The organism is Streptomyces lydicus, assembly GCF_001729485.1.
Classification (GTDB): domain Bacteria; phylum Actinomycetota; class Actinomycetes; order Streptomycetales; family Streptomycetaceae; genus Streptomyces; species Streptomyces lydicus_D.
Genome location: NZ_CP017157.1, coordinates 7495729 through 7517467, shown reverse-complemented (window position 1 = coordinate 7517467; position 21739 = coordinate 7495729). Strand labels below are relative to the sequence as shown.

General features: G+C 72.9%; 23 protein-coding genes. 12 read left to right on the top strand and 11 right to left on the bottom strand.

Translation table 11 applies throughout. The features are described from left to right. Positions 1-68: 68 nt before the first annotated feature. The gene (locus SL103_RS32570; RefSeq protein ID WP_069572538.1) at positions 69-965 is read left to right on the top strand and encodes a helix-turn-helix domain-containing protein; all 897 of its coding nucleotides are present in this window, start codon (positions 69-71) and stop codon (positions 963-965) included. Here the strand turns inward: SL103_RS32570 and SL103_RS32565 are convergent. Together SL103_RS32565 and SL103_RS32560 are read right to left on the bottom strand one after the other, a co-directional pair. Further along, complete coding sequence (locus SL103_RS32565) at positions 962-1558, bottom strand: DUF6461 domain-containing protein (RefSeq protein ID WP_069572537.1); 597 nt, start codon at positions 1556-1558, stop codon at positions 962-964. The two genes, SL103_RS32570 and SL103_RS32565, sit on opposite strands and share 4 nt — an antisense overlap. A 49-nt stretch (positions 1559-1607) precedes the next feature. Then, a complete protein-coding gene (locus SL103_RS32560) occupies positions 1608-2432 on the bottom strand; it encodes a class I SAM-dependent methyltransferase (protein ID WP_069572536.1) in 825 nt (274 codons plus the stop codon). 164 nt (positions 2433-2596) lie between these two features. Between SL103_RS32560 and mshA the strand changes: the two genes are divergently transcribed. The 4 genes from mshA to SL103_RS32540 all read left to right on the top strand — a co-directional run bounded on the left by mshA (position 2597) and on the right by SL103_RS32540 (position 6394). Continuing rightward, positions 2597-3967 carry a D-inositol-3-phosphate glycosyltransferase gene (gene mshA / locus SL103_RS32555; RefSeq protein ID WP_069572535.1) on the top strand — a complete coding sequence of 457 codons (1371 nt, stop codon included), beginning with the start codon at positions 2597-2599 and terminating at the stop codon, positions 3965-3967. Further along, positions 3960-4460, top strand: coding sequence for a YbjN domain-containing protein (locus SL103_RS32550; RefSeq protein WP_069572534.1), 501 nt, complete (start codon positions 3960-3962; stop codon positions 4458-4460). The genes mshA and SL103_RS32550 overlap by 8 nt, the downstream gene beginning before the upstream one ends. Before the next feature lie 90 nt (positions 4461-4550). Next, a complete protein-coding gene (locus tag SL103_RS32545; RefSeq protein WP_069572533.1) occupies positions 4551-5489 on the top strand; it encodes an NAD(P)/FAD-dependent oxidoreductase in 939 nt (312 codons plus the stop codon). Continuing rightward, complete coding sequence (locus SL103_RS32540) at positions 5486-6394, top strand: class I SAM-dependent methyltransferase (RefSeq protein WP_079146098.1); 909 nt, start codon at positions 5486-5488, stop codon at positions 6392-6394. The genes SL103_RS32545 and SL103_RS32540 overlap by 4 nt, the downstream gene beginning before the upstream one ends. Positions 6395-6593: 199 nt before the next feature. Here the strand turns inward: SL103_RS32540 and SL103_RS32535 are convergent, their stop codons facing one another. The 5 genes from SL103_RS32535 to SL103_RS32515 all read right to left on the bottom strand — a co-directional run bounded on the left by SL103_RS32535 (position 6594) and on the right by SL103_RS32515 (position 11554). Continuing rightward, a complete protein-coding gene (locus SL103_RS32535; protein ID WP_069574314.1) occupies positions 6594-7919 on the bottom strand; it encodes an alpha/beta hydrolase family protein in 1326 nt (441 codons plus the stop codon). 129 nt (positions 7920-8048) lie between these two features. Next, the gene (locus SL103_RS32530) at positions 8049-8279 is read right to left on the bottom strand and encodes a hypothetical protein (protein WP_347877879.1); all 231 of its coding nucleotides are present in this window, start codon (positions 8277-8279) and stop codon (positions 8049-8051) included. A gap of 211 nt (positions 8280-8490) precedes the next feature. Then, complete coding sequence (locus SL103_RS32525) at positions 8491-9708, bottom strand: helix-turn-helix domain-containing protein (protein ID WP_069572531.1); 1218 nt, start codon at positions 9706-9708, stop codon at positions 8491-8493. Positions 9709-9772: 64 nt separating this feature from the next. Next, the gene (locus SL103_RS32520; protein ID WP_069572530.1) at positions 9773-10102 is read right to left on the bottom strand and encodes a deoxyxylulose-5-phosphate synthase; all 330 of its coding nucleotides are present in this window, start codon (positions 10100-10102) and stop codon (positions 9773-9775) included. A 54-nt stretch (positions 10103-10156) separates the two neighbouring features. Then, positions 10157-11554, bottom strand: a complete 1398-nt coding sequence (locus tag SL103_RS32515; RefSeq protein ID WP_069572529.1) for an MDR family MFS transporter — start codon at positions 11552-11554, stop codon at positions 10157-10159. A gap of 188 nt (positions 11555-11742) precedes the next feature. On the opposite strand from SL103_RS32515, the gene SL103_RS32510 reads away from it, so the two are divergent. After that, on the top strand, positions 11743-12504 hold the full coding sequence (locus SL103_RS32510; RefSeq protein ID WP_069572528.1) for a phosphoglyceromutase: 762 nt from the start codon (positions 11743-11745) through the stop codon (positions 12502-12504). A gap of 61 nt (positions 12505-12565) precedes the next feature. Here SL103_RS32510 and SL103_RS32505 read toward each other — a convergent pair whose 3' ends face one another. After that, a complete protein-coding gene (locus tag SL103_RS32505) occupies positions 12566-13657 on the bottom strand; it encodes an esterase/lipase family protein (protein ID WP_164492922.1) in 1092 nt (363 codons plus the stop codon). 197 nt (positions 13658-13854) lie between these two features. Here SL103_RS32505 and SL103_RS32500 point away from each other — a divergent pair, with 197 nt between their 5' ends. Beyond that, positions 13855-14400, top strand: a complete 546-nt coding sequence (locus SL103_RS32500) for a GIY-YIG nuclease family protein (RefSeq protein WP_069572526.1) — start codon at positions 13855-13857, stop codon at positions 14398-14400. Between the two features lie 61 nt (positions 14401-14461). On the opposite strand, the gene SL103_RS32495 is transcribed toward SL103_RS32500, so the two are convergent. After that, complete coding sequence (locus tag SL103_RS32495; protein ID WP_164492921.1) at positions 14462-15382, bottom strand: hypothetical protein; 921 nt, start codon at positions 15380-15382, stop codon at positions 14462-14464. A 186-nt stretch (positions 15383-15568) separates the two neighbouring features. On the opposite strand from SL103_RS32495, the gene SL103_RS32490 reads away from it, so the two are divergent. The 3 genes from SL103_RS32490 (at position 15569) to SL103_RS32480 (ending at position 17189) form a co-directional block, all read left to right on the top strand. Further along, on the top strand, positions 15569-16345 hold the full coding sequence (locus tag SL103_RS32490; RefSeq protein WP_069572524.1) for a class I SAM-dependent DNA methyltransferase: 777 nt from the start codon (positions 15569-15571) through the stop codon (positions 16343-16345). 103 nt (positions 16346-16448) lie between these two features. Further along, positions 16449-16838, top strand: a complete 390-nt coding sequence (locus SL103_RS32485; protein WP_069572523.1) for a TraR/DksA family transcriptional regulator — start codon at positions 16449-16451, stop codon at positions 16836-16838. Between the two features lie 102 nt (positions 16839-16940). Next, entirely contained in the window at positions 16941-17189 is a 249-nt protein-coding gene (locus tag SL103_RS32480) for an SCO4226 family nickel-binding protein (protein ID WP_069574313.1), read from the top strand. A 431-nt stretch (positions 17190-17620) separates the two neighbouring features. Here SL103_RS32480 and phoU read toward each other — a convergent pair whose 3' ends face one another. Continuing rightward, positions 17621-18298 carry a phosphate signaling complex protein PhoU gene (gene phoU, locus SL103_RS32475; RefSeq protein WP_069572522.1) on the bottom strand — a complete coding sequence of 226 codons (678 nt, stop codon included), beginning with the start codon at positions 18296-18298 and terminating at the stop codon, positions 17621-17623. A 466-nt stretch (positions 18299-18764) separates the two neighbouring features. Here phoU and SL103_RS32470 point away from each other — a divergent pair, with 466 nt between their 5' ends. Together SL103_RS32470 and SL103_RS32465 are read left to right on the top strand one after the other, a co-directional pair. Next, on the top strand, positions 18765-20033 hold the full coding sequence (locus tag SL103_RS32470; RefSeq protein WP_069572521.1) for a sensor histidine kinase: 1269 nt from the start codon (positions 18765-18767) through the stop codon (positions 20031-20033). Continuing rightward, positions 20030-20710 (top strand): response regulator transcription factor, encoded by a 681-nt coding sequence (locus tag SL103_RS32465; RefSeq protein WP_033266349.1) that lies wholly within the window; start codon positions 20030-20032, stop codon positions 20708-20710. Before SL103_RS32470 ends, SL103_RS32465 begins: the two co-directional genes overlap by 4 nt. 94 nt (positions 20711-20804) lie before the next feature. Here the strand turns inward: SL103_RS32465 and SL103_RS32460 are convergent, their stop codons facing one another. Then, positions 20805-21446: a DUF461 domain-containing protein gene (locus tag SL103_RS32460; RefSeq protein WP_069572520.1), complete on the bottom strand. Its 642-nt coding sequence runs from the start codon at positions 21444-21446 to the stop codon at positions 20805-20807. Between the last annotated feature and the right edge of the window lie 293 nt (positions 21447-21739).

Sequence of the window (21739 nt, the reverse complement as noted above, 5' to 3'; positions counted from 1 at the left end):
GGGCCCGGCAAGGCGCGGCCCGGGGCCGGCGGAAGCACCCGGCCGGCGGGCCGCCGCATACTGGACGGATGCTGTACGCGGAAATCGAGATCAGCTCGTTCCTCAAGGCGCGCCGCGCCGCGCTCGACCCGGCCGACCTCGGGCTGCCCGGCGGGGTCACCCGGCGGCGGGTGCGCGGGCTGCGGCGCGAGGAGGTCGCCCAGCTCGCCGGCATCAGCGTCGACTACTACACCCGGATCGAACAGGGCCGGGCGCACGCCATCTCCGACTCGGTGCTCGACGCGATCGCGCGGGCGCTGCGGCTGTCCGGGGGCGAGGTGACGTACCTGCGCAACATCGCCGTGCCGCGGCGGCGCGGCGCGGCGGACTGCTGCGCCCCCGGCGCCGCCCCCGGCCAGACCGTGCGCCCCGAGATCCGGCAGCTGCTGGACGCGATGGAGAGCACCGTGCCGGCCCTGGTCATCGGCCGTGGCCTGGACATCCTGGCGTGGAACCGGCTCGGCGGGCGGGTCGCCTTCGACCTGGAGGCCGTCGCCCCGGACCGGCGGAACACCGCGCTGCTGGTCTTCCTCGACCCCGCGGCCCGGGCGCTGCACCCGGAGTGGGAGGACAAGGCCGAAGAGGTGGTCGGCAATCTGCGTGCCGAGAGCGGCCGGCACCCCGACGACCCGCGCATCTGCGAGGTGGTCAACGAGCTGCTGGTGCGCAGTGCGGACTTCACGCGGCTGTGGCAGGCGCAGTCGGTGCACGAGTGCCTGCGCGGCACCAAGCGGATCCTGCACCCGGACGTCGGCGAGCTCGTCATCACCTTCGAGAGCTTCCGGCTGGGCGCCGACGAGGACCAGGCCCTGGTGACGTACAGCGCCCCGCGCGGTTCGGAGACGGAGCGGCGGCTGCGGGAGCTGGCGGCCCTGCCGGGGGTGAGCACGGCACGGGCCGGGGCCGCCCCGGCCGGCGTGGCCTAGGGCCGTTCCTCGGCGGGGAGCGGCAGCAGGCTGCCGCTCCAGCGTTCCTCGTCGTCCTCCGCCGGCGTCACGCGCAACCCGAAGGCGTCCTCGGCGAGTGCCAGGACGCCGTGCACCGGAGCGGACCGTCCGGCGACGAGGCCGAGGGGGCGCATGAACGCGTCGAGCCGCCACGGGTCCAGGCCGGTCGGTTCGATCGGCTGGAGGGTGTGGAAGTCGACGACGATGTCGCCCTCGACCGCGTACCTGAACCAGTGCATCGGCTTCTCGTTGTGGTGCAGGGCGACGGCCTCCGTCCCGTGCGAGACCGCGGACAGCACTCCCTCGTCCAGCCCGTGACTGCCGCCCAGCTCCCGTGCCCAGGTCCACGCGCCGTCGGTACCGGTCGTCACCACCGGCTCGTCCTCGTCGAGCAGGGTGTCACCGAAGGCGTCGTCCAGGCCCGCGGCATCGCGGAGCGCCAGGGTCTCCGGGTCCACGCCCATGCGGGTCAGCAACTCGACGGGGGACAGGCCCTTGGCGAAGGTCAGCGTGTAGAACGGGATGTCCGCACGGAAAGCGTCCAGGCCGCGGCCTGCGTCGGTAGGGGTCATCCCCGGATCGTGGCACGCGGCACTGTCACGCCGGGCGCGGGCGGCCGGGTCAGCCGCGCGGGGCCAGCGCCTCCCAGCGGACGGTGACCTCGCCCTGGCGCCGCCGCCGCGGGTCGCCGGCCAGCGGCCAGTCGGTGGCCAGCGCCGCCACCGCCGCGCGCCACCGCTGGCGGGCGCCGAGCGCGCCCAAGGGGGCCGCCGCGGCCCAGGCGCGGTCGAAGTCGCGCAGGAAGGCATGCACCGGCTCGCCCGGCACATTGCGGTGAATGAGCGCCTTGGGAAGGCGTTCGGCCAGGTCGGAAGGGGTGTGCAGGGAGCCGAGCCGGGCCGCGAAGGTGACCGTACGGGGGCCCTCGGGGCCGAGCGCGACCCAGACGTGCCGCCGGCCGATCTCGTCGCAGGTGCCCTCCACCAGCAGCCCGCCCGGCGCCAGGCGGGCGCACAGCCGCCGCCAGACCGCGGTCACCTCGTCCTCGTCGTACTGCCGCAGCACGTTCGCCGCCCGGATGAGGACCGGCGCCCGGCCGCGGGCGCCCGGCAGCGGCACCTCGAAGCCGCCGTGCAGGAAGTCCAGCCCCGGCTTGCCGTACGGGCGGGCCGCCTCGACCCGCGCCGGGTCGATCTCGACGCCGACGACGCGGGCGTCCGGCCGGACGGTGCGCAGCCGGTCCAGCAGCTCCACCGCGGTCCAGGGCGCGGCGCCGTAGCCGAGGTCGACCGCGACGGGGTCGGCGGCGCGGCGCAGCTCGGCGCCGTGTTCGGCCGCTATCCAGCGGTCCATGCGGCGCAGCCGGTTGGGGTTGGTGGTGCCGCGGGTGGCGTTGCCGACGGGCCGGGACGGCGCGGCGGGGGCGGGCGAGGGGCGGCGGGGCATGGCTTCGAGAGTATGGGGTCGGCGGCCGGACCCCGCACCCGAGCACCCGCCCACGGTCACGCTTTGGCAAAGTACGCAGCCGTCGGGCCGTACGGAAATGGATGGCCGGGGTCCGTTGTTGCAGGGGTTCGGGGCGTGCCGGCCCCGGTAGGAGGTAGCTCGACGTGAGCCCATATGTGTCCCGGCTCCGCAGCCGTCCCCATGGCCCGTTCCCGGGGCCCTCCCGGCTGCGCCTGCCCGGCGGCGCGCGCCGCCCCCGGAGGGTGGCGATGCTGAGCGTGCACACCTCCCCGCTGCACCAGCCGGGCACCGGCGACGCCGGCGGCATGAACGTCTACATCGTCGAGCTGGCCCGCACGCTCGCCTCGCTCAACATCGAGGTGGAGATCTTCACGCGCGCCACCACCGGCACCCTCCCGCCCGCCGTCGAGCTCGCCCCCGGCGTCCTCGTACGGCATGTGGACGCCGGCCCGTACGAGGGCCTGGCCAAGGAGGAGCTGCCCGCCCAGCTGTGTGCCTTCACGCACGGCGTGATGCAGGCGTGGGCCGGCCACCGCCCCGGCTACTACGACCTGGTGCACTCCCACTACTGGCTCTCCGGGCACGTCGGCTGGCTGGCCGCCGAGCGCTGGGGCGTCCCGCTGGTGCACGCCATGCACACGATGGCGAAGGTCAAGAACGCCGCGCTGGCCGTCGGTGACACCCCCGAGCCGGCCGCCCGCGTCATCGGTGAGACCCAGGTCGTGCGGGCCTCCGACCGCCTGATAGCCAACACCGCCGAGGAGGCCGAGGAGCTCGTACGGCACTACGAGGCCGAGCGCGGCAAGGTCGCCGTCGTCCACCCCGGCGTCAACCTCGACCGCTTCCGGCCCTCGGGCGGCGAGGTCGCCGAGAGCCGGGCCGCGGCCCGGGCCCGCCTGGGGCTGCCGCAGGACGCGGTGATCCCGCTCTTCGCCGGGCGGATACAGCCGCTCAAGGCCCCCGACATCCTGCTGCGCGCGGTGGCCGCCCTGCTGGCCGAGACCCCCTCGCTGCGCTCCCGGCTGGTCGTGCCCGTGGTCGGCGGGCCCAGCGGCAGCGGTCTGGCCAAGCCCGAGGGCCTGCAGAAGCTGGCCGCCCGGCTCGGCATCGCGGACCTGGTGCAGTTCCGCCCGCCGGTCGGCCAGGAGCAGCTCGCCGACTGGTACCGCGCCGCGTCCGTGCTGGTCATGCCCTCGTACAGCGAGTCCTTCGGGCTGGTGGCCATCGAGGCGCAGGCGTGCGGGACGCCGGTCGTGGCCGCCGCCGTCGGCGGCCTGCCGACGGCGGTGCGCGACGGCGTCAGCGGCTTCCTGGTCGCCGGCCACGACCCGGCCGACTACGCCCGCGCCCTGCGGCGGTTCGTCGACGACCCGGCGCTCGCGACCGGCATGGGCACCGCCGCCGCCCGGCACGCCCAGTCGTTCGGCTGGGACACCGCCGCCGCGGCGACCGGCGACGTCTACACCGCGGCGATGCAGGAGCGGCGGCGTCACCTACGATCGGCGCATGGCTGACGACCCGCGACAGGTGATCGAGACGGCGCTGGACGACGCAGGTCTCGCATGGGAATCGCCCTCCGACGGCGTGTACGTCGTCACGCTGCCGGGCACCCGCAAACTCTCCACGACCTGCTCCCTCCGCGTCGGCAGGCACTCCCTCTCCGTCAACGCCTTCGTGGTGCGCCGCCCCGACGAGAACCACGAGGCGGTGCACCGCTGGCTCCTGGAACGCAACACCCGCCTCTACGGCGTCAGTTACGCGATCGACAAGCTCGGTGACATCTACCTCGTCGGCAAGCTCCCGCTCGCCGCCGTCACCCCCGACGAGCTCGACCGGCTGCTCGGCACCGTCCTGGAGAACGCCGACGGCAGCTTCAACACCCTCCTGGAGATGGGCTTCGCCGGCGCCATCCGCAAGGAGTACGCCTGGCGGGTCTCGCGCGGCGAGTCCACCCGCAACCTGGCGGCGTTCGAGCGTCTGACGCGGGACGACGCCCCCGAGGCATAGCCTCCGTCCCCCTCCCTTTGCGGAAACGGCAACAAGGTTTGCCTCCTTCTGACTCCCGGGCGCATGGTCGGCGCCAGGAGGTGGTCAACGATGGAAGACGACGTACCGGACGTACTGGTCGTCGGGGCCGGGGCCGCCGGGCTGAACGCCGCGCTCGTCCTGGCCAGGGTCCGCCGCCGGGTGCTGGTGGCCGGCTGGGGCGAACCGCGCAACGCGCCCGCGGAGCAGGTGCACGGGTTCCTCTCCCGGGACGGCGCGCCCCCGGCGGAGCTCCTCGCCACGGGACGGGCGGAGGTCGAGCGGTACGGCGGCCGGGTCGTCACGGGCGAGGTCCGCGCGCTGCGCCGCGGCACCGGCCCGGAGGGCGGCTTCGAGGCCGACCTGGCCGGCCGCACGGTGCGGGCCCGGCGGGTGATCGTGGCGACCGGGATGCACGACGAGCTGCCCGGCCTGCCCGGTCTGCGCGAACGCTGGGCACGCGAGGTGCTGCACTGCCCGTACTGCCACGGCTGGGAGGTCCGCGACCGGCCGCTCGGCGTGCTCGCCCCGGCCGGTCAGGAGCAGCGGGCGGTCCACCAGGCGCTGCTGGTACGGCAGTTGACGGACGACGTGGTGTTCTTCGGCGCGGCGCCGGACGACACCGCCCGCGCCGCGCTGACCGCCCGCGGCGTACGGATCGAGGCCCGCGGGGCCGCCGGGCTGGTGGTCGAGGACGGGACGCTGCGCGGCGTACGGCTGGCCGACGGGACCGTCGTACCGCGCACCGCGCTCTTCGTGCCCGCCCGGCCGGTACCGCACGACGCGCTGCTCACCGCCCTGGGCTGCGAACGGGACGCGTCGGGCCTGGTGCCGGTCGACCCGGCCGGCCGGACCGCGGTGCCGGGGGTGTGGGCGGCCGGCAACGTCGTCGACCCCACCGCCCAGGTGGTCGTCGCGGCCGCCGCCGGGGACCGGGCGGCCCGCGCGGTGAACCTGGACCTGATCGAGGAAGAGCTGACGGAGAACGGACGACGGGAGCAGCAGCGATGACCGGAACCCCGCACACGCACCGGCACGGCACCCACACGCACCCCCAGGACCACCACCACGGCCACGACGACGACTTCGACTGGTCCGCGATGGCCGACCTGCTGGAACTGGAGGGTGAGGTCCACGGCCCCTACGTGCGGCAGGCCCTGGCGGAAATCGGCCATCTGACCCCGCGCCGCGTCCTCGACATCGGCAGCGGCCCGGGCGTCGCGGCCTGCCGGATGGCCGAGGTCTTCCCGCAGGCCGAGGTCACCGCGGTGGACGGCACGCCGGAGCTGCTGGCCCGCGCCGAGGAACGGGCCGCGCGGCTCGGCGTACGGCTGCGGACCCGGCTGGCCGAGTTCCCCGCGGAACTCGACGGCCTGGGCCCGGCGGACCTGGTGTGGACCGGGCAGGTCGTGCACCACGTCGGCGACCAGCAGGACGCGCTGCGCCGGCTGGCCGGGCTGCTGACGCCCGGCGGTGTGCTGGCCGTTGTCGAGGGCGGACTGCCGCCCCGCTGGCTGCCGCGCGACGTCGGCTTCGGCCGCCCCGGCCTGCAGGAGCGGCTCGACGCGGCGCAGGCCGACCGCTTCAGCCGGATGCGCGACGAACTGCCCGGCTCGGTGCCGGTGGTGGAGGACTGGCCCGGCATGCTGCGGACCGCGGGACTCACCGGCGCACGGAGCAGGACCTTCCTCGTGGACCACCCCGCACCGCTGGCCACGGGGCCGGACGGCCCCGCACGGCTCTTCGCGCGGTGGTCCCTGGAGCGCTGCCGCAACGGGCTCGCCGACCTCCTGGACGACGAGGACCTGCGGACCCTCGACCGGCTGCTGGACCCGGCCGACCCGGCGGGCGTCGACCGGCGCCCGGACCTGTTCCTGCTGACCGCGAAGACCGTGCACTTCGGCACCGCGGCCTGACCACGGCGCGTGCGGGGGTGGCCGACCGGCCACCCCCGCACCCCCCCGTACCGGACCCCCGGTTCCGGACCCCCGTACCGGACCCGCGGTTCCTCCCCCCCCCGTACCGGACCCGCGGTTCCGGACCCCCGTACCGGACCCCTGGTTCCGAACCCCCGTGCCGGCCCCCCGTGCCGGCCCCCCGTCCCGCACCGCCCCCCTACGGCACGACCCGCAGCTCCGGATACCGCCCCGGCAGCCCGGCCGGCAGGCCGTCGCCCCGGCCCCGCAGCCACCGGTCGAAGAACGCGGCGACGCAGGCCCGCTGTGCGCCGACCGCCCGCACCGGATCCACCGTCCCGACCGTCTCCACCACGCCCTTGCGCGGCAGGTGCAACTCCCGTGCCAGCTGCGGAATCAGCGCCTGCGCATCGGTGAAACCGGCGTGCCGGCCGCCCCGCAGGGTCAGATCCCGCAGCCAGGCGCCCCGGCTGTGCCGCCACACCGCGCCCCAGGACGCCACCGTGCGGTGGGTGTCCCCCTCCGACCCCAACAGCAGCAGCGGGCGGTCCACGCCGTCGCGCCCAACGGTCGAGGGGTTCGACGGATCGTCGTCGCGCTGGGTGTACCCCATCACCCCGTCCATGTTGACCGCGGCCCTGATCCGCCGGTCGTCGTGCATCGCCTGGGCCGCCGTGAACCCGCCGGCCGACTGGCCGAACATCCCCGTCCGGCCCAGGTCCAGGGCGTCCCGCAGCCCGGCCGGCAGCGGGGAGGCGGGCCCCCGCTTCGCCAACTCGTCCAGCACGAACCGGGTGTCGGCCACCCGCACCCCGCTGACCTTCCGCAGCAGCTGCGTGATCCGCCCCGTCTTCTGCGCCCTGGCCAGCTCCGCCCGCATCACACTGCGCGCCACCCGCCCGCCCGGGAACTCCACGGCCGGCGCCTCATACGTGTGGTCGACGGTCACCACCGCGTAGCCGCGGGACGCCAGGTCGTCGCAGAGCGTGCTGCCGAACGAGCGGGGGTCGCCGGCGCCGGGGGAGTAGAGCACCACCGGGAGCCGCCCGGCCGCCACCGGCGCGCCCTCGCGCGCGGTGGTGAGCGTGGCACCCCAGGCGACCTTTCCCCGCGGCACCAGCTCCCCGAAGTTGTTCAGCGCGTCGAACGCGGTCGCCTCGCGCGCCGACATCTGCGGTGCGCGCGGGTACCGTCGCGCCCCGGCCCGTGCCGGGTACCGGACGCTGACCATCAGCTCCCGGCGTGCCCGTCCGCCGACCCACGGGTCGGACCGCCCGTGGTCCACCAGACGGAGCGAGACCGTACCGACGGGATACCGCCCGCTCGGCACCGGCAGCGTCAGCCGGGCCGGCTGCACGCCGGTGGCCGCCGCGTGTTCCGGGCCGGCCGCGCCCCCGCCGCCCGCCCGTCCCGCGTCCGGCGCACACCCGGCCACCGCCGGCGCCGCGACCAGCGTCCCCGCCAGCACCAGCGCCCCCGCCAGCACCCCCCGCCGCGTCCCGCGTCCCCCCGCACGCTCCGCCATGACGCTCTCCCCGTCGTCCCCGTAGGTCACCACCACGGCCGCTCCGGCCGCCCCTCCAGCCTCACGGCCCCGAGGCCCCGGATCGACCGTGCCACCTCCCCTCCTGGGGGTGTGGCCACCACGAACCCCTCACTCCGCCCCCGCCGTTACCCCCGCCCCTCGCGCCTGCGCCACCCGCACCGCGTCCCGCAGGGCCGCACTCAGCTGCACCGACAGAAACCGCAACTGCCGCGCGTCGGCGGCCGGATCGTCGATCAGTACCCGCGCGTGCTCCAGCAGCCCGAGCCCCATCCCGAGCTGTAACGCCTCGACCTCATCGGCATACCGCGAGAGAAACCCCCTGTCGTCGTCCGTGAACAAGTAACAGGGCTTCCCACCGGGAGCGGCCCAGGGAAGAAGGCGGGGCGAACGATCGGTCACGGCGGCCTGCTTTCGCGAGGTAGGGGTGCCCGGGACCGTGCGGGGCCGCGGGGCGCGTCCCTCTGGACGGCACCGGCAACGCTAGGCAGGCACCGGTGCACCGCACAGGGACGCCCCGTGCCACTTTCCGCCGGGGCTGGGACGCCCTGTCCTACCCGTCGAGGCCGAGCCGGTCGGCCAGCTCCGTGAGGGGGGAGGTGCGACGCCGCTCGCGGTTGCGGAGGTCCGCGACGAGGCGGCGGCTGGTGGAGTGGTAGCGCATCCACTCCGGGGCGGTGCGCTCGGCGGCGAGCAGTGCCTGCTGCGCACCGTCGTCCTTGCGGAGGTCGGCGAAGGCCAGGGCCCGGTCCACGTGGAAGCGCGCCCGCCAGGTCGGCGGGAGGGCGTGCAGTTCGGGGACCGCGCGCGCGGTGCGGAGGGCTTCCGAGCTCTCCGCCATCTCCACCAGGAAGTTGACCTTCGCCACGCCCACATTGGTCGGCCCGAACGGGGTCGCGTAGTCGAGGCGATCCGTGCCGATGCCGGCCGCCGCGGCGCTCGCCATGGTCAGCAGCTCGCGCACCGTGTCGTGCCGCTGCAGGCGCACGGCGGCCGTCGCCGCGCGGAGCAACAGGGCGCCCCACAGGGCGAGTTCGAGGGACGGTGACCGGAAGCCGGGCTCGATGCGTTCGGCGGCGCGCAACGCGACCCGCTCCGCGTCGGCCAGCCGCCCCTGTTTGGTGAGGACCCAGGCGAGGCTGGAGAAGCCGACGGTCTCCAGGTGGGGGTCGTCCCCTTTGGCCGCGGCCGCCATCGACCGTTCGAGGGCGGTGAACGCGGCGTCCTCCTTGCCCAGGGCCGCGAGCGTCGTCGCGGCGACCTGATACGCCTCGGCGAGGACCGACTGCGCCGCCGCGGCGTCGCTCCCGTTGCAGGCGCGGGCCGCCGCCTTCGCATCCCTGATCAACTGCGGCAGCAGCACCCCGATCTCCGCCATCCGCCCGTCCCGCCGGATGCGCTCCGTCGACCGCAGGGATTCCCGCAACGTCGCGATACCGGGCGGGTCCTCGGGGTCCGGCTCGTCGCCCAACAGGTCGGAGACGGGCGACACCGCCTGACGCAGCGCCAGCACGGACGGCTGCTCCCCCTCACTGCGCACCTCGAAGGTGGCGGGCTGCCCGACGAGCACGGACGGCTCCACGTCCAGTGCTCTGGCCAGCGCATTGAGCGTCGAGAGCCGGGCCGTCTGCCGTACGCCCTGTTCGAGCTTGCGGACGGTGTCGACGCACAGGTCCGCCCGTTCGGCGAGCCCCTCCTGCGTCAGCTTGCGGCGTGCCCGCAGCCGGGCGATGCGGTCACCGATGCCGGGTTCCTCGTGGAACAACTCCATGGCCACCCCCGCGAGAAGGACGTGCCGACCACGCTACGCCCCCGAGCCCGACGCCGACGCCCCCCTACGGCACCTCATGGCGGACCAGCGCGCGGGCGAACGGCTCACCCGTGGCCTTCGCGTAGGCCATCCGTTCCCGTACCTCGCTGAGGGTGCGAGGGCGGTAACCGGGCCCGCCGCAGCAGCTCTTGTGGAAGCGGACGCCCGCGTTCAGCAGTAGCGAGAGCACCCGCCAGCCCGCGGTGTCCCGGCGCTTCGGCGGGGCGAAGGCGGAGCCCACGTGCAGCAGCGGCCGCGCGCAGCGCGGGCAGCGACGCTCGTGGTCGCCGTCGTAGGGCTGCTTGTAGGAGGCCCGGCAGGGCAGGCAGACGTAGGACGTTTTCGCGGGCGGCACGGGCCGAGCGTAGCCCCCAACGGAACTACGCTCGACGGGTTTTCGGGCCGCCCGTCACGCGCCCGTACCACCCGGCGCGGAGGCGCACACCGGGCCCGGGCCCTGCGCAGAAGCAGGCACAGACACAGGCGCAGATCCAGAGACAGACGCAGGCTCGGCCGCGGCGCCCGGCGTCGGTGTGCCGGCCGAACCGTCCACCACCGTCGTCCGCCCCGGCAGACTCCGCAGCAGCAGCCCGTAGCCCAGGGCCGCCACCGTGCCCACCGCCGCGCAGCCCGCCCAGAGCGCGTCCGCGCCGTAGTGGTCGATGACCGTGCCGCCGAGCAGCGGCGCCGCGAGCGAGGCGACGGACCAGGACAGGGAATACATGCCCTGGTAGCGGCCGCGCCCGTGGAGCGGGGAGAGGCGGACCACCAGGCCCATCTGGGTGGGGGAGTTGATGATTTCGCCGAGGGTCCACACGACGACGGCGAGCGCGTACATCGCGACCGAGCCGGCCAGCGCGGTCAGCCCGAAGCCGTACCCGGCGAGCAGGGCCGAGCCGATGAGCAGCATGGCGGGGCTGCGGTGCTCGATGAAGCGGGTGACCGGGATCTGGAGCAGGACGACGAGCACGCCGTTGACCGCGATCACGGTGCCGAAGTCGGCGCTGGAGAAGCCGTCCTGACCCATCGACACCGGCATCGATACATACGCCTGCTGGAAGATCAGCGCCAGCAGCAGGTTGAGGCCGACGACGGTCATGAAGCGGCCGTCGCGCACCACGGTGCGCATGGAGACGGCGGCGGGGCCGGAGCCGCCGGAGTCGCGGTCGTCACCCGCCGTCGGCGTCGCGGCCGGGCGGGACTCGGGCAGCTTGAAGAAGACGACCAGGGCGCAGGCCAGCACGAGGGTCGACTCGCCCAGGAAGAGGGCCAGGTAGCCGTGCTGGGCGATGAGTCCGGCGGCGGTGGAGGAGACCGCGAAGCCGAGGTTGATCGCCCAGTAGTTCAGGGCGAAGGCGCGGACCCGGTCCTCGGGGGCGACGATGTCCGCCATCATCGCCTGTACGGCGGGGCGGGAGGCGTTGGTCGCCATACCGACCACGCCCGCGACCACCGCGATCGCGACCGGGTCCGTCATGAAGCCGAGCAGTGCCACGGACGCCGCCGTCGACAGCTGCGCGACGAGCATCGTGGGGCGTCGGCCGAGCCGGTCGGTCAGCACCCCGGCGCCCACGGACGAGATCACCCCGCCGAGGCCGTAGAGCGCGCCGACCAGACCCGCGTACGAGGCGGAGTGGCCGCGCTCGACGGTCAGGTAGAGGGCCAGGAACGTGGCGACGAAGGCGCCCAGCCGGTTGATCAGGGTGCTGGTCCACAGCCACCAGAACTGGCGGGGGAGGCCGGAGACGCTCTCCCGCGCGGCGTGTTTGAGGCGGGCGGGGCCGCGACTGGATGTGGATGCGGACATGACATTTCCCCCGTGGACGGCGTGCGTGGAGCGTGGGCTCGATGTAAGTGGTGAAAGCGGTGATCGCACCCTACTTACCGATCGGGCGCCGCCGCCACTGAATTGCCGGAAACCGTCAAGCGTCGCCGGGATGCCCAGGTCATGGACCCGCGCCGGGCCGATTCCGGAATTGGATTACGCTCGACGCCATGGCCGACGCACCGTACAAGCTGATCCTCCTCCGCCACGGCGAGAGCGAGTGGAATGCGAAGAACCTGTTCACCGGCTGGGTGGACGTCAACCTCAACGAGAAGGGCGAGAAGGAGGCGGTCCGCGGCGGAGAGCTGCTCAAGGACGCCGGCCTGCTCCCCGACGTAGTGCACACCTCCCTCCAGAAGCGCGCCATCCGCACCGCGCAGCTGGCCCTGGAGGCCGCCGACCGGCACTGGATCCCCGTCCACCGCAGCTGGCGGCTGAACGAGCGCCACTACGGCGCCCTCCAGGGCAAGGACAAGGCGCAGACCCTGGCCGAGTTCGGCGAGGAGCAGTTCATGCTCTGGCGCCGCTCGTACGACACCCCGCCGCCCGCGCTCGACGACGACTCGGAGTTCTCGCAGGCGCACGACGCGCGCTACGCGACGATCCCGCCGGAGCTGCGCCCGCGGACCGAGTGCCTCAAGGACGTCGTCCACCGCATGCTCCCGTACTGGTACGACGGCATCGTCCCGGACCTCCTCACCGGCCGCACGGTCCTGGTCGCCGCCCACGGCAACAGCCTGCGCGCCCTGGTCAAGCACCTCGACGGCATCTCCGACGCCGACATCGCGGGCCTGAACATCCCCACCGGCATCCCGCTCTCCTACGAGCTCGACGCCGACTTCCGCCCGGTCAACCCCGGCGGCACCTACCTCGACCCGGAGGCCGCCAAGGCCGCCATCGAGGCAGTGAAGAACCAGGGAAAGAAGAAGTAACCCCATAGCTGCAAGCCCCTTGCCGGCGGATTTTCCGCCGGCAAGGGGCTTTTTGGTGGAGCTATTGCTTCGTCAGGGTACGCTTCGCCATTCCCTGTTGAATTACCTGCAAGACTTCTCGAATTACTCGCTCGTCATCATACAGGCGGGAATGCGCCAGTCTCCGGCCCTGCGGCGCGAAAGGCTCCAATTGCATCAGAACTGCTTTGCCTGGCGGAGAAGCTTCAACCGAACTGAACCCGAACAGGCTGACGAATGGCCCGTCGATGCCAAACACCAGCGAGGAGCTGAGTAGCAAAGTGATCAGTGCGACCAGGGCAAGCCCCGGAACGGCGAAGAAATACTGCATGAATGCCAGCCTGCGGGTGTGGAGTGCCGCGGCGGCCAGGATGGAGGCTTGCGTGGTCAGGAGGATGAAAGTCCACAGTTTGAAGCTACCGAAGAGGCGACTGCTCGCGCCTGTAAGCCATCCTATGAATTGCCCGGCCACCAGGAAGGTCGAGGCTTCGTCGCCGGCAGAGCGTATTACCGTGGTGCGGCTGACTACGGTGGATGGCGAGTGGATGGAGGTCACGAGCTTGCTGCGGAAGCCGCGGCCCAGCTTTTTCCGGTGCATGGCGAGCCCCACCGCGCACAGCGCGAGCATCAGGCAGAGCAGTGCGGCGAAGGATATGATCGTCCAGTCGATCCAAGCTTTTGGCTCGGTAAGTGCACTGGTGCAGGCCAGGGAAATGAGTAGTATCCCGAATAATGCCGTCATGAGTGCCTGATGGATGGGAACGTCCCGGCCGCGAGAATGTATGAACGGGGTTGCGAGGGTGATGGTGGACACCGATTTGTCCACAGCTTCCATTGCCCGCAACGCCACATTCCCCCCATGGCTGTGCGCAACTATCCATTGCCGTGCCTTCGGGGTGGCTGCCATCTGACTTTCGAGGTGGGTGACCAGTTCGCTGGTGGCGCGGTCTCTGGCTCGGTGCGAATTCTTGCCGGACCAGGAGAACGGAACCACGCGGTACCCTGCTCCCGAAAGTGTCGCATGCAGTGCGCCTTCGCTCGAAGTCCAAGCCGCGTTGCGTGCATATGTGCCATGTACCAGCGTGACAGTGACATCAGCCGTGCCGCCACTATTTCTATTGATGCGCCTTCCCATGGCCGCACTGTATCGATTGCAGATCCGGCAGACAGCCTCGTATCGGATTCCATCACGCGCTCATCCGGCTTGAAGTCGTTCTGCTCCGGCAACGCGCCGACACGCGCCCACCGCTGAACCTACGCCGCTGCGCCCCACCTCCTGTCGGCGTTGACCGGTAACCTGCGACGATCAGCCGTGGCACGCCTGGAGGCTTCGTGGAAGCTACCGCTCTCGTCAGTCCCGACCGGTTGTGGTCGGCGCAGGAGGTCTTGGCGCGCCCGAGTCCCGTCGCGGCGGCAGCCGGCATCTACGGGTGGCACTTCGAGCAGCCGCCCCACCCGGACCTGGACGCCGGTCGCCTGCTCTATGTCGGTATAGCCCCGCGGTACATGGCGAACCGGACCAGCACCCAGAACCTGCGCAAGCGGGTGCGCTATCACTACCGGGGCAATGCGGCCGGCTCAACCCTGCGGCTCACCCTCGGTTGCCTGCTCGGGCTGGAGCTGCGTCGCGTGGGCAGTGGCAAGCGGATGACGTTCGGCAAGGTCGGCGAAGCCACGCTGAGTCAGTGGATGGCAGACAACGCGCGAGTGTGCTGGCTCGAGCACGGCGAACCGTGGACCTTGGAGTCACAGCTCATCTCTCGGCTCGACCTCCCGCTGAACCTCGACCAGAATCGCCACAACGCCTTCCACAGCCGCCTGAAAGAGCTACGGGCCCAAGCCCGCCGGCGAGCACGGGAGTTGCCCGTCACCTCGTAGAGGACGGGCCGGGGGCGTTTTCACGGCCCGGGCTCGCTCCGGGCGTACACCTGCGAGCCGCTCACCCCTTGCCCACGGCGCGCACGGAAGTGAAGCAGTGGACGAGCAGGACGACCAGGAAGCCCGCCGAGGCGAGCAGGCCCACCATGGGGGCGGGTGTGTGCCCCGTGAGCATCGGCAGCCAGGCCAGGTAGAGGCCGACGGTCGTCGCGGCCCGCACCGTCTGGGCGAGCGGTGACCAGGCCAGCTCCTGCAGGGCCTCGGTGCCCGAGGTGAAGGTGAGCACGGTCCCCAGGAGGAGGCCGACAACGGTGACGACGATCAGCCCGAAGAGCGCGCCGCGGCCGGTGGCCGAGTCCGCACCCGCCTGCCAGTGGGGCCGCGCGAGCAGGTGCAGGTCCCGGCGTGCGTGCACCACGCCACCGAGCTGCGGGGCGTCCGGCGACCACAGGACCTCGACGGTGGCGCCTTCGCGTGGCCGGTCATGGGTGTAGGCGCCGTCCACGGGGAGCCGGCCGGGGCCGTTCGGCACCGACAGGACGAGGTCCGCGTAATAGCCGCGGACGACCTCCTCGCTCAGGTCCCTTTCCAGCGACGTGGGCCGGCCGACGACGGTGGCGTTGCTGACCGTCGCGCCGGCCTTCTGCAGGGCGGTGACCTTCGGACCGGGTGAGCCGGACAGGACCGGCACGACGAGCGCTCCGGCGGCGAAGGCCACCAGCGCCCACACCGCACAGGTGCGGGCCCTCACCCAGCCCGCCGAGTCGGTGAGGGGCAGCGCCCCCATGGGCCGGCCGTACGGCGACACCGGTGCCGCCTTGGTCAGCGAGACCTGCGGCCGCGCGGACCGCGCCGCCCACAGAGCGGCTGCTCGAAGAACCGCACACGCCGCCGCGACGCCGCCGCACACCAGCGGCACGGTGTGGGGTGGCGGGAGGGCAACCGCCCCCAGCAGCCAGGCACATGCGACAGCCGAGGCCAAGTAACCGACAACCCCGCATATTCGCGTCAACGCCCTTGACGCGCTCACCGCACGTCATCCTCGATCGGCATGCGCAGCAGTGTCCCAGGCGCGCCGGTCTCGCTGTTGCCGGATGGCCGTTTCCGCGGACGAGGAGCGTCGTAAAAACGCGCGCACCGCCCCGGCCGCGGGCGCTACCGTCTCGGGATGCCTGATGACGATGGTTACGAGGACGGTTACTTCGGAGAGAGCGTCGCGGCCCGGTACGACGAGTCGTCGGGGGACATGTTCGGCCCGGACGCGGTGGACCCGGTCGTCGAGGTGCTGGCCGGACTCGCCGGCGACGGCCCGGCGTTGGAACTCGGCATCGGCACCGGCCGGATCGCGCTGCCGCTGGCCGCCCGCGGCGTCCCGGTGCACGGCATCGACATGTCCCGGGCCATGGTGGCGCGACTGCAGGCCAAGCCCGGCGGCGACCGCATCGGCGTGACGATCGGCGACTTCGCCACGACCCGGGTGCCCGGCACGTTCGCCGTCAGCTACCTCGTCTTCAACACGATCAACAACCTGACGACGCAGGACGCCCAGGTCGACTGCTTCCGCAACGCCGCCGCCCATCTGCGGCCCGGCGGCTGCTTCGTCATCGAGGTGGGGGTCCCGGAACTGCGCCGCCTGCCGCCCGGGCAGACCGCCGTGCCGTTCCACATCAGCCCCACCAAGTGGGCGTTCGAGACCTACGACGTCGTCACCCAGGCCATGAGCTCCCACTACGTCACGCTCGTCGACGGACGCGCCGAGCACTCCTCCGTCCCGTTCCGGTACGTGTGGCCGTCCGAACTGGACCTGATGGCGCGCCTGGCCGGGCTGCGGCTGCGCGACCGCTGGGAGGACTGGGCAGGGACACCGTTCACGAGCGAGAGCCGCCGGCACGTCTCGGTCTGGGAGAAGGCCGAGGAGAAGGCCGGGGAGAAGACCGCCGACTGACCGCGCGCGTGCGGCTCCGGCCACGGCCACGGGCCGGGGCGCTGCCGCGGAGGCGGCGCGCCGCGCGCGGAATGCGGATCGGGGCGCCGGTGTTGCCAGAGGGATGACTGAATCGTCCCGGGATGCCGTGTTCGGCCCGGTCGAGCCCGCCGCGGTCCGTGCGCGGCTGGCCGCCGAGCGGGCGGACACGGCCGCGCAGATCGCCGCGCTGGGCCGCGACTTCGACGTGATCGTCGAGGCGAACGCGCTGGTGGCGGTGGACGACGAACACGACCCCGAAGGGTCGAGCACCGCCTTCGAGCGGGCCCATGTCGCTGCGCTGCTGGCGCAGGCCCACGACCATCTCGCGGCGCTGGACCGGGCGGAGGAACGCCTGGCACGCGGGGTCTACGGGCGGTGCGAGGCGTGCGGCGACCCGATCCCCGCGGAGCGACTGGAGGTGCGCCCGGCGGCGAGCACCTGCGTGCGCTGCGCCGCCGGGCGCAGCCGCTGACCGTGCGTTCCCGCGGCGGACCGGTTCCTGGATGCGGTCGGCGCCGGGCCGTGCAGCATGGAAGAGGGGACCCGACCCTTCTGCACCCTGGAGATGAGCTCGATGCCCAAGTTCATGGACGTCCACCACGGGATGACGGGCCTCAGCCCCGACGACATCAAGGCGGCGCACCAGGCCGACCTCGCCATCCAGAGCGAGGAGGGCGTGACCTTCGAGCACGCCTGGGCCGACACCGACTCGGGCGATGTGTTCTGCCTGTCGGACGCCCCCTCGGCAGGGGCCGTGCAACGCATCCACGAGCGGGCCGGCCACCGGGCCGACGAGATCCATCCGCTGTCGGTCTCCCTGTGATCCGTGGCCGCCCGCCCCACGGCCCGACCGGGCGGCAGAACTGCCGGCGGCCCCGGCCGGACGGTCGGGAAGACCGTCCGGCCGGGGCCGCGGTGGAGCAGTCGCGCCGTGCCGTAGGGAGCCGCCGAGACCGCTAGCAGCCGCCGCCGCACTGGCACGGTCCGCCCGACTGACAGCCGCAGCTGCAGCCGGGGCCGCAGGAACAGCCGGCCATCTCGACGGGCGCCGGGTCGCCTGGCGCCGCGGGCTTGAGGGAGTCCGCCATGGGTGCCATCCATTGCCTCCTAGGGGTCACCGGGTGCCCAAGGGGTCACCTGAGGCCCATTGCAAGCCCGGGCGGCAAGGCGCGTCAACGGCGCGTGGAGGCACACGTCAACGGCGCACGGTCGCTCGCCGAGCGCGGCCCCGCGCCGCTCTCCCGCCCCCCGCCGTCAGGTGCCGTCGACCGCCGTCGGCGGGGCGATCTCGTCGGCGTGCTCACCGGTCACCAGGTAGACGACCCGCTTGGCCACCGACACCGCGTGGTCGGCGAACCGCTCGTAGTAGCGGCCCAGCAGCGTCACGTCCACCGCGGTCTCGATGCCGTGCTTCCAGCGGTCGTCCATCAGGTGCTGGAACAGCGTGCGGTGCAGCAGGTCCATGGCGTCGTCGTCGTGCTCCAGCTGCAGCGCGAGCTCGACGTCCTTGGTGATGATGACCTCGGCGGCCTTCGCCATCAGGCGCTGCGCCAGCTGCCCCATCTCCAGGATGGTGGCGTGCAGATCGCGCGGCACGGCCGTCTCCGGGAAGCGCAGCCGGGCCAGCTTGGCCACATGCTGGGCCAGGTCGCCCGAGCGCTCCAGGTCCGCGCTCATCCGCAGCGAGGTGACGACGATCCGCAGGTCGGTGGCGACCGGCTGCTGCCGGGCCAGCAGGGCGATCGCCCGGGCCTCCAGGTCCCGCTGGAGGTCGTCGACCTTCTCGTCGGCGGCGATGACGTTCTCGGCCAGCTTGAGGTCCGCGTCGAGTATCGCCGTGGTGGCGCGCCCGATCGCGGAGCCGACGAGCCGGGCCATCTCGACCAGGCCCTCGCCGATCGAATCCAGCTCCTCGTGGTACGCGTCCCGCATCTGTGACCTTCTCTCGCGTCGAGTGTGGTGTGGGGTGGTGGGGGAGGGGAAACGGAGTGCACGATGACCTGTGCCCACGCTCTCACGGTCCGTGCCCGCACGGCCCGTGTCCCGGAAGCGCGGTGCCCCGCGGCCGGAGCGGAAACGATCCGTCACCCGCACCCTCACCTTGCGGCCGGATCGCGTCCTGCGCTCCCACCCGGGGTGAACCGGCACCGACGTGAAGGTGAACTCTGGGCGACGCGAGCCCCGCACCGGGGCGGCCGTCGCGGTTCACCGGCCGCACACCGGAGCCGCGGGGTGCACGCGCCGGTCGCCCCAAGGCCCTCCGGCGGGCGACGGCGCGCCCCTTCCCGGCCTCCGGAGTGAACCGGCGCGGACGCCACGGTGAACTCTGGGCGACGGCTGTTCGAGCAGCGCCCCGCGAGGCTGGGGGAGTGCCCGAACCGGCACATACTCTGGAGTCATGAACGTGGACGCGGCCGTTGCCGCAGTGGCAGCGATCGCCGGGTTGTGCACCGGCGTCTTCGCCATGCTGGCGTTCCGCTGGAGCGAGCGCGACCAGGCCAAGCCCACCCGCACCTCGCTGCACACCGACGCCGTGCTGCCGCCCGGTGTCGACACCGTCCTGTCGGTGCTGCGGTCCTCCGCCGTCGTCCTCGACGAGGCCGACTCCGTCGTCAAGGCCAGCTCCGCGGCGTACGCCCTCGGCCTGGTCCGCGGCGGCAAGCTCGCCGTCGAGCCCATGATGCAGATGGCCCGCGACACCCGCAGGGACGGCGAGATACGCCAGGTCGAACTGGACCTCCCGCGCCGCGGCACCGGCCGCGGCGAGGCGCTGGCGGTCTCCGCCAGAGTCGCCCCGCTGGGCTCCCGGCTCGTCCTGCTGCTGGTCGAGGACCTCACCGAGGCCCGCCGGATAGAGGCCGTCCGCCGCGACTTCGTCGCCAACGTCAGCCACGAGCTCAAGACACCCGTCGGCGCGCTCTCGCTGCTGTCCGAGGCCGTGATGGACGCCAGCGACGACCCCGAGGCCGTCACCCGCTTCGCCGGCCGCATGCAGAACGAGGCCACCCGCCTCACCAGCCTCGTCCAGGAACTCATCGACCTCTCCCGGGTCCAGAACGACGACCCCCTGGAGGACGCCGAGCCGGTCCGGGTCGACGAACTGGTCGCCGAGGCGGTGGACCGCTGCCGCCAGCAGGCCGGCGCGAAGCAGATCACCATGGCCGCCGGAGGCACCGCCGACCTCAGCGTCTGGGGCAACCGCGGCCAGCTCGCGGCGGCCCTCGGCAACCTCGTCGAGAACGCCGTCAACTACTCCCCGGCGCGCACCCGCGTCGGGATCGCCGCCCGCCGGGTGGCGGCACCCGGCGGTGACCTGATCGAACTCTCGGTGACCGACCAGGGCATCGGGATATCCGAGAAGGACCGGGACCGCATCTTCGAGCGGTTCTACCGCGTGGACCCGGCGCGCTCGCGCGCCACCGGCGGGACCGGCCTCGGCCTCGCCATCGTCAAGCACGTGGCCGCCTCGCACGGCGGGGAGGTCACGGTGTGGAGCGCTGAGGGACAGGGCTCCACCTTCACCCTGCGTCTCCCGGAAGCCGGGGCCGTACGCGAACGTGAACGGCCCGCGGACCTGTCAGCGGAGGGCCTCGACGACGAGGACCGTCCGTACGAGACCTTCAACGATCCGCTCCCTGCTCACCCAGCCCCGGAGGTCCTTCCGTGACCCGAGTGCTTGTCGTCGAGGACGAGGAATCGTTCAGCGACGCACTGTCGTACATGCTCCGCAAGGAGGGTTTCGAGGTCGCCATCGCGGCAACGGGCCCCGACGGACTGGACGAGTTCGAGCGCAACGGCGCCGACCTCGTCCTCCTGGACCTGATGCTGCCCGGTCTGCCCGGCACCGAGGTCTGCCGCCAGCTGCGCGGCCGCTCCAACGTCCCGGTCATCATGGTGACCGCCAAGGACAGCGAGATCGACAAGGTCGTCGGCCTGGAGATAGGAGCCGACGACTACGTCACCAAGCCCTTCTCCTCCCGCGAACTGGTCGCCCGCATCCGCGCCGTGCTGCGCCGCCGCGGCGAGCCGGAGGAGGTCACCCCGCAGGCCCTGGAGGCCGGGCCGGTCCGGATGGACGTGGACCGGCACGTCGTCACGGTCGCCGGCGGCAAGGTCGACCTGCCGCTGAAGGAGTTCGACCTCCTGGAGATGCTGCTGCGCAACGCCGGCCGCGTGCTGACCCGTATGCAGCTCATCGACCGGGTCTGGGGCGCCGACTACGTGGGCGACACCAAGACCCTGGACGTGCACGTCAAGCGGCTGCGCGCCAAGATCGAGCCCGACCCGGGCGCCCCGCGCTACCTCGTCACGGTCCGCGGCCTGGGCTACAAGTTCGAGCCGTAGACCGCAGCCCGGCAGGCCCGCCCGCGGGTGCGCCGGATACGCCTCAGGGGCGCCCCTCCGGTCCGGGAGGGGCGCCCCTGAGGCGTACGGACGGTCAGTGGCCGGCGTGCGCGCCGCCGGCACCGGGCTTGCCCGAGGTGGACGGGGAGGCGCTGCCGGACGGCTTGCCGGACTCCGAGGGCTTGGCGGAGCCGGACGGCGAGGCGGAGCCGGACGGCTGCGGGAGCTGGGAGGGCCCGTAGCCCTGGAAGTAGCTCGTCGCCGGGATGACGTAGGCGTTCGCCTTCACCTTGCCGGTCGTGCTGAGCGTGAAGGTCAGCGACTGGATGTTGCCGTCCTGGACGGCCTCCCGGCCGCTCGCGAGGACGGCCGAGGCGTTGTCCTTGCCGCCGAGCACGACGGACCCGCCGGCCGGCACGGTGATCTGGCCCGAGCCGCCGCCGGCCGGCGTCAGCTTGGCCGACTGGCCGGCGATGTCGATCGCGGTCAGCTTCTGGTCCTTGGCGCCGTTGTTGAACACCGTCGCGGCCACCACGGCCGGGCCCTTGGCGTTCACATCGGGCTGGGTGATGACATTCGCGTTTTGGATCTTGATGTCACCGACGGAGGTCGCGGCGTTGTCCGGCTTGACCTGAAGCGTCTGGGCGTCGTTGCCGGCCGCGCAGGCGGACAGCGAGACGACCGAGAGCGAAAGGACGGTGGCGGCGAGGACGCCGCGTCGAAGGCTGCGGCTCACGGCGGCGGCATCTCCTTGACGAGCTACGGCGGCCGAACGTTCGTGCCCGGTCGCGGATGGACGGCTGGGGCGGCCCGCGTACGCGTCATGACGACGGGTGCGTAAAGCCGCCCTAAGGGTGTGTCAGCGCCGCTAGGTTACCGAGCCGTCCCCGCGCCGCCGCACCCGACCCGCCCCCAGCGTGCTCGCGGCCCGTCACCGCCGCCCGGGCGCGGTGTGCAGGGCCGGGCCCGCGAGCTCACCCGCCGCGCGGCACCCCGCAGAAAACCGGCCCAAGAGTTCATGATCATTAA